Origin of the sequence: Telmatocola sphagniphila, from assembly GCF_018398935.1 — a bacterium.
In the GTDB taxonomy this organism is placed as follows: Bacteria; Planctomycetota; Planctomycetia; order Gemmatales; family Gemmataceae; genus Telmatocola; species Telmatocola sphagniphila.
Genome location: NZ_CP074694.1, coordinates 2,820,402 through 2,834,688 on the forward strand (window position 1 = coordinate 2,820,402; position 14,287 = coordinate 2,834,688).

The 14,287-nt window shown below is 52.2% G+C and carries 10 protein-coding genes and 1 pseudogene; 7 read left to right on the forward strand and 4 right to left on the reverse strand.

The genetic code is table 11. From position 1 onward, the window contains the following. Position 1: 1 nt before the first annotated feature. On the reverse strand, positions 2 to 355 hold the full coding sequence (locus KIH39_RS11145) for a 2Fe-2S iron-sulfur cluster-binding protein (protein ID WP_213499421.1): 354 nt from the start codon (positions 353 to 355) through the stop codon (positions 2 to 4). Between the two features lie 182 nt (positions 356 to 537). Between KIH39_RS11145 and KIH39_RS11150 the strand changes: the two genes are divergently transcribed. From KIH39_RS11150 to katG, 7 genes are all read left to right on the forward strand, one after another. Then, a complete protein-coding gene (locus KIH39_RS11150) occupies positions 538 to 2,367 on the forward strand; it encodes an N-acetylmuramic acid 6-phosphate etherase (protein ID WP_213499422.1) in 1,830 nt (609 codons plus the stop codon). A 226-nt stretch (positions 2,368 to 2,593) separates the two neighbouring features. After that, positions 2,594 to 3,091 carry a GNAT family N-acetyltransferase gene (locus tag KIH39_RS11155; RefSeq protein WP_213499423.1) on the forward strand — a complete coding sequence of 166 codons (498 nt, stop codon included), beginning with the start codon at positions 2,594 to 2,596 and terminating at the stop codon, positions 3,089 to 3,091. A 206-nt stretch (positions 3,092 to 3,297) separates the two neighbouring features. Then, positions 3,298 to 3,597: a hypothetical protein gene (locus tag KIH39_RS11160; protein WP_213499424.1), complete on the forward strand. Its 300-nt coding sequence runs from the start codon at positions 3,298 to 3,300 to the stop codon at positions 3,595 to 3,597. Beyond that, positions 3,594 to 4,763 carry a sulfotransferase gene (locus KIH39_RS11165; RefSeq protein WP_213499425.1) on the forward strand — a complete coding sequence of 390 codons (1,170 nt, stop codon included), beginning with the start codon at positions 3,594 to 3,596 and terminating at the stop codon, positions 4,761 to 4,763. The genes KIH39_RS11160 and KIH39_RS11165 overlap by 4 nt, the downstream gene beginning before the upstream one ends. Positions 4,764 to 4,812: 49 nt before the next feature. Continuing rightward, positions 4,813 to 6,213 carry an arylsulfotransferase family protein gene (locus KIH39_RS11170; RefSeq protein ID WP_213499427.1) on the forward strand — a complete coding sequence of 467 codons (1,401 nt, stop codon included), beginning with the start codon at positions 4,813 to 4,815 and terminating at the stop codon, positions 6,211 to 6,213. Positions 6,214 to 6,345: 132 nt separating this feature from the next. After that, positions 6,346 to 6,444: a PEP-CTERM sorting domain-containing protein gene (locus KIH39_RS27100; RefSeq protein WP_213499429.1), complete on the forward strand. Its 99-nt coding sequence runs from the start codon at positions 6,346 to 6,348 to the stop codon at positions 6,442 to 6,444. A 204-nt stretch (positions 6,445 to 6,648) separates the two neighbouring features. After that, entirely contained in the window at positions 6,649 to 9,027 is a 2,379-nt protein-coding gene (gene katG, locus KIH39_RS11180) for a catalase/peroxidase HPI (RefSeq protein ID WP_390623689.1), read from the forward strand. Positions 9,028 to 9,144: 117 nt separating this feature from the next. Here katG and KIH39_RS26930 read toward each other — a convergent pair whose 3' ends face one another. The 3 genes and pseudogenes from KIH39_RS26930 to KIH39_RS11195 form a co-directional block, all read right to left on the reverse strand. Then, entirely contained in the window at positions 9,145 to 9,921 is a 777-nt protein-coding gene (locus KIH39_RS26930) for a PEP-CTERM sorting domain-containing protein (RefSeq protein ID WP_213499433.1), read from the reverse strand. A 200-nt stretch (positions 9,922 to 10,121) separates the two neighbouring features. After that, positions 10,122 to 11,649, reverse strand: a pseudogene (locus KIH39_RS11190) (IS1380 family transposase). A gap of 112 nt (positions 11,650 to 11,761) precedes the next feature. Next, complete coding sequence (locus tag KIH39_RS11195; RefSeq protein ID WP_213499437.1) at positions 11,762 to 14,278, reverse strand: beta strand repeat-containing protein; 2,517 nt, start codon at positions 14,276 to 14,278, stop codon at positions 11,762 to 11,764. Between the last annotated feature and the right edge of the window lie 9 nt (positions 14,279 to 14,287).

Sequence of the window (14,287 nt, forward strand, 5' to 3'; positions counted from 1 at the left end):
ATCAAGAAACCCACTCAGGCGGTGGGGCGATCGCATCGGTCGGTCGCTTTCCGGCGTCCGGTCGGCCGCTGGTTTTCAGGTGATTAAGCACGCGAACGGTCATGTCCCCTTCACACTGAATCTGGCAGCTCAGTCGTCCGGATGTAATCCCCCTGGCCTGCAGGATTTCCTTTTCCGCCTTGGTCCATCGACTGGGTTCCCCGGAAACAAATTCGACCCGACACGTGGTACACCGGGCGTTCCCGCCGCAGGCATGCAGGGCATCGACGCCGGCTTCATCCGTAATGGCCAGGATTAATCGCTTGCCTTCGGGCACTTCCACCGCAGGTCCATTTTCGATAATTAACTTCGGCATTTTTTTCTCCGATTGTTCAGTAGCTCTGTTGCTTATGATAGGCAATTCGCCAAGATAAAAATCTGAGAGGATTCCTCGGAACCGCTGTTTTGATTGCCCGCTCCTGCTCAATGGAGGCCCTACCGGCCGGAGCGGTGACAAATCTCGACCCGCAAAACTTTGGATCAACGGTAGTACTCTTCATGAATCTGGACAAATTGATGACTGAAAGCAGGAATCCTGCTTCACTCGAAATTCACGATCTTTCTGCTCTCGACCTCGCCCTATTAATGATAACTGAAGAGGCTCAAGTCCTCCCGGCGATCCGCTTCGAAGTTTCGAAAATCGCCCAGGCCATCGAATTAATTTCCGATAGACTGCGTTCCGGCGGCCGCTTAATCTTTCTGGGAGCCGGAACTTCAGGCAGAGTCGGGGCTCTGGTTGCAACCGATTGTCAAACGGTTTTTGGCACCTCTGCGGAATTGGTTCAAGCCGTCATCGCGGGAGGTCCTTCGGCTTTGAGTTCCGATCGGCCAGAAATCGAAGATCACCCGGAACAAGCCGAGATCGATCTCAAACAAATTGGCTTAAGTGCTCAGGATGTGCTGGTAGCCACTTCCGCCAGCGGTTGCACTCCGTACGTTCTCGGGGGGCTGAAATATGCCCGTTCCGTCGCCGCTCTTTCAATCAGCTTGACCTGCACTCCAAATGCCAGCGTGACCCCGCTTTCCGACCTGGTCTTGGAGTCGATTGTGGGACCCGAAGTGCTTACCGGGGCCACACACTTGAAAGCAGCCACGGCCCATAAAATTGTGCTGAATCTGTTGACCACTGGTTCGATGATCCGACTCGGCCGGACACACGGAAATCTTCTGGTGGAAACCCGGCCGCTCAATTACAAATTGCGATCTCGCTCCAATCGAATTCTGAGAGCGATCGCCGGGACGACAGAACAGGAAGCCCATTCGCTTTTGGAAACTGTTTCGGGAGATTTGAAAACCGCGATAGTCTGTTCCCTTCAAAATGTACCTCAGCAGGAAGCTCGTCTGCTGCTCCTGAAGCATTCCGGCAAAATTCAATCGGTACTTGGCCGGAACCCCATCCCACTAAACAAATTCGATTATCTGATCGGAATTGACGGCGGCGGGACCAAAACGCACGCCTTGATATGCGACCTGGAAGGTAGAACCCTGGCGGAAGGCTTCGCCGGGCCTTCGAATATGCAATCGGTCGGCATCTCCAAGGCCACTCACGCACTAGAGGAGGCCGTGCGACAAGCCTTCGGCAAGCTGGGACAACCTCAAGGCAAGGTGCGATACGCTTGTCTAGGGCTGGCGGGCATCACGAGAGCCGAAGATGAAAAGTTGATTCTGGAGTGGGCCGAGCGCTTCCAGCTTGCGGATCGTACCAGAGTATGTAACGACGCGGATATTCTGCTGGCCTGCGGGGATCGCCCGAATCGCATTGCCGTGATCGCGGGAACCGGTTCCGCGGTACTGGCCGAGGATGTGAGAGGAAATCGCATCCACGTCGGCGGTTGGGGGCCGATTCTCGGTGACGAAGGGAGCGCCTATCACATCGCCATCTCGGCGCTGCGACTCATCCTCGAACGTCAGGATCAGGGCAGGAAATTATCGTTCTTTCAGGAATCCATCCTGAAGGAGATGGGACTGACCGAACCTTCCCAGATCATTTCGGCCATTCACCGCCAGGGCTGGGATAAGCGTAAAATTTCCGATCTGGCGGGTGCGATTCTCCGATTTGCGGAATCGGATCCCGATGCCTTCCTGATCGCAAAGCGTTGTTCGAATTGCCTGGTCGATCAGATTGTGGCCATCCGGGCTCGTATGAAAATGGACGGTAAGCAATCGCAATTGCTGATGACCGGCGGTCTCCTCGAGAAATCCGATGTTTATCGCGGCATGCTACTGGACGAACTGACCGGTTTGGGACAGCTGGGAGATCAGGCACTGCTCATCAGTAATGCCACCAAGGGCGCGGTACGTCTCGCTCGGGAAATGCTCGTCGTTTAATTTTCGCTGAAAAGATGAATCGATTCGCTTATCCGAATGCTTTTCTCTCCAGGCAACACTTAAAATGAGGTGGGGACTGGAAATTGGATCGTCCAGTCCCCACCAGTGCCAAGAGAGAATGAGTGAGCTCCCTTTACGGTACACTAGTTCTGAAAAATAGTCAACATGGGAGCATATGAACCGAGACCCCAGGCACAATTCAACTCCCGCATTTGACAGGAGAAGTATGCTAGCAGGAATCGCCAAAATGCTGCCGAGCGACTGGATAGCGGTAGAAAGTATCTACCGGGAAGGGATTGCGACGGGTAACGCCACTTTTGCTACCGATCCTCCTTCCTGGAAGGAATGGGATCTCGCGCATTTGCCGAGCTGTCGACTGGTGGCCAAAATGGACTCTGAAACTGTTGGCTGGGCGGCGGCCTCCTCTGTCTCTAGTCGTTGCGTCTATGCAGGCGTGGCGGAAATCAGCATTTACGTTAGCGCACGAGTTCGTGGTCAAGGAGTAGGCAAGCAGTTATTGAACCGTCTCATCGAGGAGTCCGAGCAGAATAATTTATGGACGCTCCAGGCCGGCATTTTCCCAGAAAATCTGGCGAGCATCGCTCTTCATAGGTCGTGCGGATTCCGGGAGGTCGGACGACGGGAACGCCTGGGATCCCTGAACGGCGTCTGGCGGGATGTGTTGCTTTTTGAGCGCCGAAGTCGATTGTTAAATTTTGTTTAGATAATTATGTTACGCTGATATAAGTTCAGAAGTTATTCTCTTGCAAGAATGCATTTTCATAAAATATTCATTAATTAAAAGCGCATCATTTCATTGGAAATTGCAACTTTTTACGTAACAATAGAGTTTGTTTAATTTTTCTTATACAAATTCCCTGCGCCCCTTATGGTGTTAAATTGTTAATTCCCAATCGGTTCGCAATTGTGATGGTGCTGACAGTTTTTGGTTTACTAATCGCCAGCAGTAACGCCATGGCCTATATCGGGCCGGGTTCCGGGATGGAGTTCATCGGCTATGCCATGGGACTCCTGGTAATGCTCGGCGCCGCATTTTTCAGCATGCTGATGTGGCCGGTCTACACCGTATTGCGTTGGATTCGCGGCCCGAAACTTCCCACTGTGGCCGAACAAAAAACCGATGACTCGATTTTAACTCCTCCGACAGCCCCAATCGAAAATTCGACGGAATCCGAACCGGCAAAAACGAATTCCCCGGTAGTGGGATGACAACATCCGTAAGTGCTCCTCGAGTGAATCCCCGCCCAAAACCGAGCGTCGGAAAGGATTCGCCCTTTTACGTTTCGCCTACACTCGATTATCTCAGTCGTCTGGTAACTCGCTTTCCCAATCTCTGGTTGAGATTGGGAAGTTTGGAATCATCGCTTCTCGCTCCCCGACTGTCCAGAATCAACATCACTCAGCCAATTTACATCTGTGGCTTGGCCCGATCGGGTAGCACGCTTCTGCATGAAATTCTCAGCTCCCATTCCAGTGTCGGCACGCACCGCATAAAAGATTACCCTTTCATTTCGACTCCCTACTGGTGGCGCACGGCCACAGCTTTCAATCGCGCTACGAGTCTCCGGGAACGTCCGCACCGCGATACGATGATGGTTTCTTCGGAAAGTCCAGATGCCATCGAAGAGATGCTTTGGATGGCCTTCTTTCCACAAGGACACAATCCTCAAATCGATAATCGACTGACCGCTCGGGAGCGCAATCCGAAATTCGATTCCTATTACCAGAATCATCTCCGCAAATTACTACTCGCGGAAAAAGCCACTCGCTATGTCGCCAAGGCAAACTACCACATCGCGAGATTAGAATACCTGTTGCAACTTTTCCCCGATGCCCGATTTGTCATTCCCGTCCGAAGTCCCATCAGCCATATTGGCTCTCTCGCTCGGCAGCACGAATGGTTCTCCCAGGGTCACCGTCAAGTTCCTCAGTCTCTGGCAGTCATGCAGCGATCGGGGCACTTCGAGTTCGGTCTGGATCGCCGTCCGATCCATCTGGGGAATTCGGAACTCCTCCAGCAAATCAGGAGGGCCTGGGAGAGCGGGGAAGAAACGCTCGGCTGGTCGATCTACTGGGATATGGTCTATCGCTATCTGGCGGACTTGCTCGATTCTCATGAAGGGGTGAGAAAAGCCTCCCTAGTCGTTCGATTCGATGAACTCTGTGAAGAACCGCAGCGGGTGCTGAAGGATGTTTTTGAGCATTGCAGGCTGACGGATTATCTGACGATACTCGACAAATATGTGCCGACGATTCATAGACCGAATTATTACGAATCGCCTTTTTCCCCAAGTGATCTCGCGCAGATCCGAAACCAAACGGATCAGACGGCCGAACGCTGGGGGTGTCCCAAACGAAATGTCGACCCGAAATAATTAAGCCCCTATTATCTAGTATCATTGCAAAAGCATCTGGTGAAACTGTATGTCAACTTCAAACACTCCGAAAGCCAACAATACCCGTCCCACGGCTAACTCCGCACGACTGGCAATACTCAAGAAGCTTTCTCTGGTGGCTTTCGTCTTCGGTTTTGCGATATTTCTGTTCATCGCCGGTGCGATTGTCATGTTCTTTCAGATTCCCCCAGCGGAGATTCTGGAAAAGGCCTTCATTGGTATCCGCGCCGTCATCGAGAGAAGCGACAGCGACGCCCCCGTGTTACTGGACGATTTGCCACAATCGGAAAAAAAAATCGACATAGCCACCAAAACAGCGGACGGCTACACGCTATGCACCTTCGCCGACGGGGCGAACAGTTCCAATTCGAGTGCTTATCTTCTGGACATGAAACAGAAAACGGTTCACCGCTGGGCCATGCCCTTCAGCAAAATCTGGCCTAAGCCGCAGCATGTCCCGACTCCGGTGAAGGATATCTACGTGTCGTTTTTCGGCTGCCATCTATTCCCTAACGGCGATCTGCTCGTCGTTCTCCATGGAGTGCAGCAGACGGCGGTAGGTTATGGTCTGATCAAGCTCGACAAAGATTCGAAATTAATCTGGAGTTATGCCGCCGGCGTTCACCATAGCGTCGATGTAGCATCGGATGGAACAATTTATGCCCTTCAGCACGACATCGCGAAGACTATGCCTGAAGGTCTACAGTTCATTCCCACCCCCTGTCTGGTCGATTCGGTGATAGCTTTAACCCCCGATGGAATCTTGAAGAATCAGCCAATTTCCATTCTGGAAGCTTTTCGAGACTCGCCCTACGCCGCGATCCTTCAATCGTTGGAACCCGCGAAAACGAAGAAGGAGCAGGCGGGTCCGCTCACCGTGCAACGCTTCGATGACAAGACGCGTAAACAGGACGCCGTGCATGCGAATACAGTGCAGGTACTGACACCGGAACTGGCTCAGAAATTTCCATTCCTGAAGGCGGGCCAACTTTTGTTGACCTTGCGGAATCTGGACACAATAGCGGTACTCGATCCTGAATCCCGCAAGATCGTCTGGGCCGCGCGCGGCCCATGGCAGGCGGAACACGATGCCAATTTTCTGACGAATGGCCATCTGCTTTTGTTCGACAATCAGGGCGTAACGAAGGGCTCGCGGATTATGGAATACGATCCCAGCACTCAAGGATTTCCTTGGGTCTACTCGGGAGAAAACTGGCCCTCCTTTTACTCCAGCGAGCGTGGGATGTGTCAACGTTTTACCAATGGAAATACTCTAGTGGTCAACTCCTGGAATGGAGAGATCCTGGAACTCACCAAAGACAAAGAAGTGGTGTGGGACTATACCCCGCACCGGTTCATCGCCTTTGCGCATCGCTATATGCCTGAGCAGGTTCCTTTTCTGCCCGCTGGGACTAAGCCCAGACCTTGAGATAGAAATGGACTCTTCGGCGGAAATCGACTTAGAGTTTCCGCTCCTGATGAGGGAATGTTTGGACTCCTGGATCGGATAGATGCAAGGTAAAAATCGCCGAAAAATTCCAGCTGTGGACGATCTTCGCACGTGCCCGAACCAATCGGTATCATCTTACTTTCAGCCGGATTGATTGGTGTGTGGGCGGTTTATCGCAAGCGTCTCCGCAATTATGCCAGTGCCGCCTGAAAGTGCTCGCACAACTGCCCTTCAACCGAATTTTTCCGTAAACTAGCAACGCCTTCAATTTTTGCATCCCACTCGCCTCCATAGTTTCCCGTTATGTGTCCTATAGCCAATATCAATTGGCTGTTGCCTCGACATGCGGCCTAAGATGGTTGCAATGACAGGTATTCAATCCAGTTTTTTCTCTCCAGATAATGAGGATACGCAATGTTCAGGAAAAACAGGTTCTCTCCTCTATTTGCAACATGCACTCTGCTTGCTTCGGCAACAGGTGCGCTTGCTCAGAACACAACGACTCGAAACGATGCCGCAGCACAAGAAAGTAAAGCCGCGCCCGGGGATATCAGCAAATGCCCAGTGATCGGCGGAAACATGCGACCCGTCAAGGAACGCAACTCGGCGGCTGGTTTCATGACCAACCGCGATTGGTGGCCGAATCAGTTGAACCTGCACATTCTCAACCAGAACTCTCCCAAAGTGAATCCGATGGGGGAAGAATTCGACTACGCCAAGGAGTTCAAAAAACTCGATCTCGAAGCGTTGAAGAAAGATATCAAGACGCTTCTGACCACATCCCAGGACTGGTGGCCGGCCGATTACGGCAACTACGGCCCGCTTTTCATTCGTATGGCCTGGCACAGCGCCGGTACCTACCGCGTTTATGATGGTCGCGGAGGAGCCAGTTATGGAACTCAGCGTTTTGCACCTCTGAATAGCTGGCCCGATAATGCCAACCTCGACAAGGCACGCCGCCTGCTCTGGCCAATCAAACAAAAATATGGCCGACAGATATCTTGGGCAGATTTGATGGTTCTTACCGGAAACGTTGCTCTGGAATCGATGGGATTCAAGACTTTTGGTTTCGCCGGCGGCCGGGAAGATGTGTGGGAACCCCAAGAAGATATTTTCTGGGGTCCTGAAAGCGAATGGCTCGGCGACAAGCGTTACTCCGGCGATCGCAATCTACAGAATCCGCTAGCCGCCGTGCAGATGGGTTTGATTTACGTGAACCCCGAAGGTCCGAACGGCAAGCCCGATCCGCTGGCTGCCGCCCGCGATATTCGAACCACCTTCGGCCGGATGGCAATGAACGATGAAGAAACGGTCGCTTTGATCGCCGGGGGTCACACTTTCGGCAAAGCTCATGGTGCGGCCAGCGCGGACAATGTCGGTCCGGCTCCGGAAGGTGCAAGTATTGAAGAACAGGGAATGGGCTGGAAAAACAAGTTCGGCAAAGGTAAAGGCGGCGACACGATCACCAGTGGTCTCGAAGGGGCTTGGACCACAACTCCGACAAAGTGGTCGAATGGTTACTTCGACAACCTCTTTGGCTATGAGTGGGAACTGGTGAAGAGCCCGGCAGGCGCCTGGCAGTGGACCCCCAAGGCTGGGGCCGGGAAAGGTCTGATCCCGGATGCGCACGATCCGAAGAAATCGCATGCTCCGATGATGTTCACGACCGACATCGCGATGAAGATGGATCCCGAATATCGCAAGATTTCCAAGCGATTCTCGGATAATCCCAAGGAATTTGCGGAGGCCTTCGCCAAAGCCTGGTATAAGCTGACCCACCGAGATATGGGACCTATTGCCCGCTGCCTCGGCCCAGAAGTTCCTCCGGCGCAGATCTGGCAGGATCCCGTTCCCGTCGCCGATTATAAGATGATCGACGAACAGGACATCACTGCGTTGAAGGCCAAGGTGTTGGAATCGGGATTATCTGTTTCCCAAATGGTATCCACGGCCTGGGCATCCGCATCCACGTTCCGGGGCACGGACAAGCGAGGTGGTGCCAACGGGGCCCGCATACGGTTGGCTCCCCAGAAGGATTGGGAAGTGAACAAGCCCGCTGAATTGGCCAAGGTTTTGCAAACTCTGGAGAAAGTTCAGAAGGACTTCAACAGCACTCAAACCACCGGCAAGAAAGTATCGATCGCCGATCTGATTGTTCTCGCAGGTTGTGCGGGTGTCGAAAAAGCGGCCAAGAATGCGGGACAGGATATCAAGGTGCCCTTCTACCCCGGCCGGACGGACGCCACCCAGGAGATGACCGATGTCCAATCCGTGGCTGTGCTCGAGCCGAAGACGGATGGTTTCCGAAACTACTTTGGCCACACCCATGATCGACCTGTGGAAGAACTGTTGATCGACCGGGCACAAATGTTGACTCTCACCGCCCCGGAGATGACCGTACTGATCGGCGGCCTTCGAGTGTTGAGTACCAACACCGGCTATGCTCAATTGGGAGTTTTCACCAAAAAGTCGGAAACTTTGACCAACGATTTCTTCGTGAATCTAATCGATATGAACACGAAATGGCAGAAGTCGGCATTGTGCGAGCACTTCTTCGTCGGCCAGGATTACAAGACGAATGAAACGAAGTGGATGGGTAGCCGGGTGGATCTGATTTTCGGCTCAAATTCGCAATTGCGGGCTATCGCAGAAGTTTATGCGAGCGAGGACGCCAAGCAGAAATTCGTTCAGGATTTCGTGGCCGCGTGGAACAAGGTGATGAATCTGGATCGCTTCGATCTGGATCCGGTGGTTCGCAAGGGTTTTAAGAGTACTTTGATTGGTTCGAGGTAGGCTTTTTTTAAGTTTAGCCGAGATTTTCTTATTGGTTTCGACAAATCGGAAGAGCGTAAGATCATATGGGCGATTATGATCTTACGCTGTCATTGCCGAAATGCTTACGACTCTTAATTAGGAAGCTAAGGCCGCTTTTTCTCCTGAACGCTTCCTTCGCCACTGAAACAATCCCCAACTGCCTACTCCAATAAAGAGTAAAGTTCCAGGTTCGGGAACTGGTGTGAATAAGAGAACAAGTCCCTCCCCCGAAACGGCGGACAAGCTAAAGGAGCCACCGCTCAAGTCATTCTGGAAATGAGTGGTATCCAGCAGATAGGTATCCGAAGTGAAACCGGATACCACACCGGTTACCGAAGCAATCATCAGAGAATAACTTTTAGTCTTGTCGAAATTGGCCAGCCCGGGATTATTTGCAGTGTCGAGACTGGTCAAATCAATCACTAACGGCTTAGCGGTGCTGCCTGAATTTGTTAAATCCCCATTGACAACCAACCGATCGTAATCGACTCCTGACGTTCCTGACGCATCTCGAATTTCAACTTGAAATCGGCTTCCCGGGTTGAACTGCACTTGCCCAGTTACAGTCAATTTTCCTGGACTGTTACCCGGCGCGAGAGTAGAGTCAGGTCCAATAGCGAGCACACCCACTTGGGCATTACCGGAACCTTTCAAGATCGAATCCGCACCGCTGATTGTGTAGGTTTTCGTCGCCTTTAGGTTGCCATTCGCGGTCGTTACACCAGCGGTCTGAAGCAGCGAATCCGTCTCAAAAGTACTATCTGTGCCAATAGATAAAGTTCCCGCCGATTGCGTCTGACCGGTGAATTTAACGCTGCTGTTCTTAAGGTTTACGGTGGAATTTTTAAGCAGTTGCGCTTCATTACCAGTCACTAGACCTTAAACAAGCGAAGTTTTTGATGCCAATTCCGTGGGGAGTTTTAGCGAGATAGTTCGATGAGTCCTCCGCGCCGGAGCTTTTCGCTCGGCCGAACGCATACTTCTATTTTTCAAACATTCTTCCTTTCCGCGAATAGCTCTCGGCGTTTTATCGGATCGGGACATCCGGATCCCGACTTCAGTCGGTCGAACGATCAGCACCTCAGTGCTTTCAGTAGTCGGAAGAAGATTGGCAAGTGCGGGTTCCAGCCGAGCAATCGATAGACGATGCGGCCGGCCTTCCGGACGATCTGACAAGGCAGAAGCATGAACGCATTGAGGAAGGTTTTGAATTCCATTTTCAAAACCGACTGCTTCTGGTCCCGATGCTTTTCCCGCCAGCGACCAGGAGTTTCCGGCAACGTCAAGGCCCACCAGGCTTTCAAGTTCCAGGCCAGGGAGGCCATCACCATGTACGCCCAATTGCTTTCCAGATCGTGCAGCGGCGTGCAAGGCCCGGCAACCGCCCTTGAGCTGCGCTATCAGATTTTCCTGATTGCAGCGATCGTTGGCTTCGTAGACGACTTCCGCGGCCGTGCACTCCCGGTCGTTGGTGATGTAGAAGAAATAGCGTTCGTCCGGATACAGAACGGATTCGCCTTTTTCCACGGAAAGATTCTTGCGAATCACCACCAGGCGATACGCCCTTCGGCAAGCGGTCGGTTGGTACTCGAACTCGGCCACCGCTTCGGAGATCAACTTCACATTTACGAATTCCCGCTCTTGGACGATCCGCTCCTTGGTGTTTTCCCGTCGGTGTCGCAACTTCGCTTTCGCCGAGTATTGCGCGGGACGCTCGAGCTTGTGCCAAGCCGCTTCCGGCAGGTTTTCCGCGATTGCTTCGAGGTTTTGCTTCGAATCGTAGCCGAAATAAAAGCGTACCTTGGCGTTGGCATCCCAGCCGTCGAGGCGAGTGGTCTGCGAGAAATCGGTGTCGCCGCGAAAGACGATCCTGCGAAAGCCCGCTTGAAGGCACAGCAAAAGAGCCCGGTCGAGTTCGACCGCGGCCCCTTCGTGCGAAGGGCGATTGCCGGGACGGTTGACGATGCTCAGCGTCTCACCGGTGTTCGCCAGGGTCACCGCCAGGGGGTGGTAACACCAGTCTCTGTTATAGTTGATGTCCATCCCCGCTTTACGCTCGCCACGCGTTTGGGTAAAGCTGCCGTCGGCGTCGATCTTCGCGCATTCCCAAAAGGAATCGGGTTGCTTCGACCAGACGCGTAAACGGGTCTGGTTGAAAGCGTCGATCAAAGCCTGGATGCTGCCACTATCGAAGCGTCGACAAAAGTCGCCCGAAGTAGTCGGGTCGGGAAAACGCTGAGTGCCCAAGGCGTTGAGAAAGTTTTCGTCCGTGCGACGCAGTTCCATGTCTTGCAGGCAGGTACCCCCGCAAAGGGAATTGTAAGCGATGGCCAATACGTGGTCCGATTCCGAGTAAGGCCTTTGAAATTGGAGCAGATGCAACTTCTCGTCGATGTCGTCGATCAGTCCGATACGCCGGGCCAGAAGGTGCATGGCCCCGAGGCCTCCGCAACTGATCGCCCCCACGCGTTCGGAGACTTCGTAATGAATGTTGGAGGCGTCGAAAGAAGGAGCGAAGGTCATCGCGGCCTCTCGCTTAGCCAGACGACGTTCGATTCGACTCTTGCATTTTTGAAACCAACGTCCGAAAATAACATTCACTCGAAACTCCTTTTTGCGACTGTCGATTTGTTAAGCGGTTACTTACACAAACCGCAGAAAACAAAAAGGATTTCGAGCTTTCTTCGATAAATCGAAACAATTCCCCAAAAAACTACGCTGTTTTAAGGACTAGACCAGCGTTCTCAATGGCCAGCTGGCCTGCCCCTACGGTGGTCGATCCATTAATCGTCGTTCCATTACCAGAAAGTTTGGAATTGCCCCCGACTGTCAATCCATTGACTGTTAAACCGTCACCGGTGTTCAAATCTCCGCTAGAAATGGCCAGTTGTCCCGCCAATACACCTGATATCTGGTTGATACCCGAGATGGAGACTTTTTTATTCACGAAACCATTCGCGATGAGCGACGAACCGCTCTCGAGCAAAATTTCCCCTGGACCACCGAATCGAGCCCCTGCTTCCACGGTGAGTGTAGCCCCGCTGAGAACCGTGGTCAGTCCATTCACATTGACGGGGCCGAAGATAGAACCGTTGCCGGTGAGATAAGGTTCGCTCGGGTGGGAACCAATTTTCAGATTATCGGTCAGGGTTAAAGGCATCGACTGATCGTAACCCATCAATTTTGCACCGATCAGAAATACATCGCCGCTGACGCTTCCGTAGCCGCGTAAACCGGCATCGCGCGAAACGACTTTATCCCCAGTTCCGCCCAGACTGGAATTAGGAAGGATGTTGAGTCCACCCACAAAAGTGATCTGAGTCAATCCGCCGACCGTAACTGAGCCCTTTATAAAACTGCCGTTCTCGCCCGTCACGAATAGATTGCCAGTGACAGTGATATTGTCGATCGCTGCGTAACCCAGATAGGGAGTACTGGCCTGCGAGGAAATCATTACGACTGAACTATCGAGAGTACCGTTCCCTCGAATGATGTTGAAGTTTTGAATTCCGTTGGGGCCGAAGCCTTGAAAGGTGCCGTTAGCCAGCACCACTTCTCCCGTACTGGAATTGACGAAGCCTCCTTCCAGCAAACTCGAGTGAGGGCCGATCACCTTGCCGCCAGTGCCGCTAAGAGCATTCCCAATTCGGAGAATGCCCGAATTATTGAAGGTCATCGGATGAGTATTGATGATCTCGTCGGACAGCGCGAGCGTTCTACCGCCGCGAATATCTAGCTCTCCGGCGTTCATGGTCAGTTCACCATCGACACCTGTGATTCGCGAGTTCGGCCCGTCCAGCGTCAAAGAGGCTCCTTGGGGAATATGACTAATGCAGTAAGAAACATCTTTATTAAAGCCATTCTTACCAGTTTGTAACAGCTGGGAGAAGATTACCGTCGAATTCGGGCCGACGACAAAATTGCCAGGAAGATCACAGCCAATTTTTGTCGCGCTGCCATCAACATCAAAGGTAATGGGTAAGCCCACAAGATTTCTGAAGGACGCCGATCCACTTTGAACATCCACAATACCCGAACCAAGATTCACGAAATTGCTGAATGTAGGGCTGACATTATCCGTGAGAAGCCCTCCATTCACTTGAATCGTCCCTAGATTCGTAAACGGAGTGTAATATCCTGCGGCGAGATAAAGTGTACTGCCGGCCGCCACTAACATTTTTCCGTAGTTTTCGGTTTTACCATAAATTGCCAAGGTACCTTCGTTTACGTGAACGGTACCCTGATTATTGAAGTTGCAGTACAAACTCGACAACTCGGTCCCGTTTTTGAGAATGCGGGAGCCAACTGTGTTTACAAGTAATCCCGAGTCAAAAGATACCCCACCAGTAGGGGCGATTGAACCATTACCACTCAAGGTTAACGTTGAGCCAGCCAGATTATTCCATTGACCTTGCTTATTGGCATCGAATACCAGCGCGCCATCTGCGGGTATGATCGCGTTTCCAGAATTGTTAAAGGTTCGCCCCAGATTCGCGTTTCGAATCGTGACAGTTGTATTCGAAAGCGTATTAGTCGTGCCGCTTCCCGCCATCGTTCCGCTGATCCATTCGAGAGTATCCGTGATCGTTATCGACCCGGATCCGGTTATTCCCTGATAGTCAAAGGAGCTTTGCAGATTCAATAGTTTGATTGATTGAGGCCCATTAAAAACCCCCTTTCCATAAATCGTCATCGGCCCCGATAACGAATTGGAGCTTCCCGTTTCAAAAGTGCTGTCGTAAATCGATACCGAACCTGCCCCCGTCAGAGTGCCGGTATGAGTATAGCCCTTGTCAAAGGAGGCCGTTGTCCCGGCGGATAACGAGATGATTCCACTGTTTACTCCCGAGTTGTTGAAATAACAATTCCCCTCGAGAATCTCAAACAAACCGGCATTGTTGAATGTGGCCGAGATTTCGAGATTTCCAATTCCTTTTTTGGTGAAAACCGCGCCGGCGCGGTTGTTGAATATTCCTTCCATAGAACCGGTCGTAATATTATTCTGCTCGTACTCATTCGCGACTGAAGTGAACCTAGCGCCCGACAGGTTATTCCAAATTCCGCCATCCAGCCGAAGTGTGTTGAAAGGATCTTGAGAGGTATTCGCACTCGCATTCAGAGTACGGCTCAGGATATTGGTCGCTCCACCTCCCAAAGATATGCCGCCCAACACGGAGACCGTACCCGTACCCCCCAGAGTTCCGCCCGACCAATCCAGACCTTCTTTCAAAATCAGATT

Coding starts and splice junctions, on each gene's coding strand:
- KIH39_RS11145 (WP_213499421.1), bottom strand. CDS start 355: ATGCCGAAGTTAATTATCGAAAATGGACCTGCGGTGGAAGTGCCCGAA.
- KIH39_RS11150 (WP_213499422.1), top strand. CDS start 538: ATGAATCTGGACAAATTGATGACTGAAAGCAGGAATCCTGCTTCACTC.
- KIH39_RS11155 (WP_213499423.1), top strand. CDS start 2,594: ATGCTAGCAGGAATCGCCAAAATGCTGCCGAGCGACTGGATAGCGGTA.
- KIH39_RS11160 (WP_213499424.1), top strand. CDS start 3,298: ATGGTGCTGACAGTTTTTGGTTTACTAATCGCCAGCAGTAACGCCATG.
- KIH39_RS11165 (WP_213499425.1), top strand. CDS start 3,594: ATGACAACATCCGTAAGTGCTCCTCGAGTGAATCCCCGCCCAAAACCG.
- KIH39_RS11170 (WP_213499427.1), top strand. CDS start 4,813: ATGTCAACTTCAAACACTCCGAAAGCCAACAATACCCGTCCCACGGCT.
- katG (WP_390623689.1), top strand. CDS start 6,649: ATGTTCAGGAAAAACAGGTTCTCTCCTCTATTTGCAACATGCACTCTG.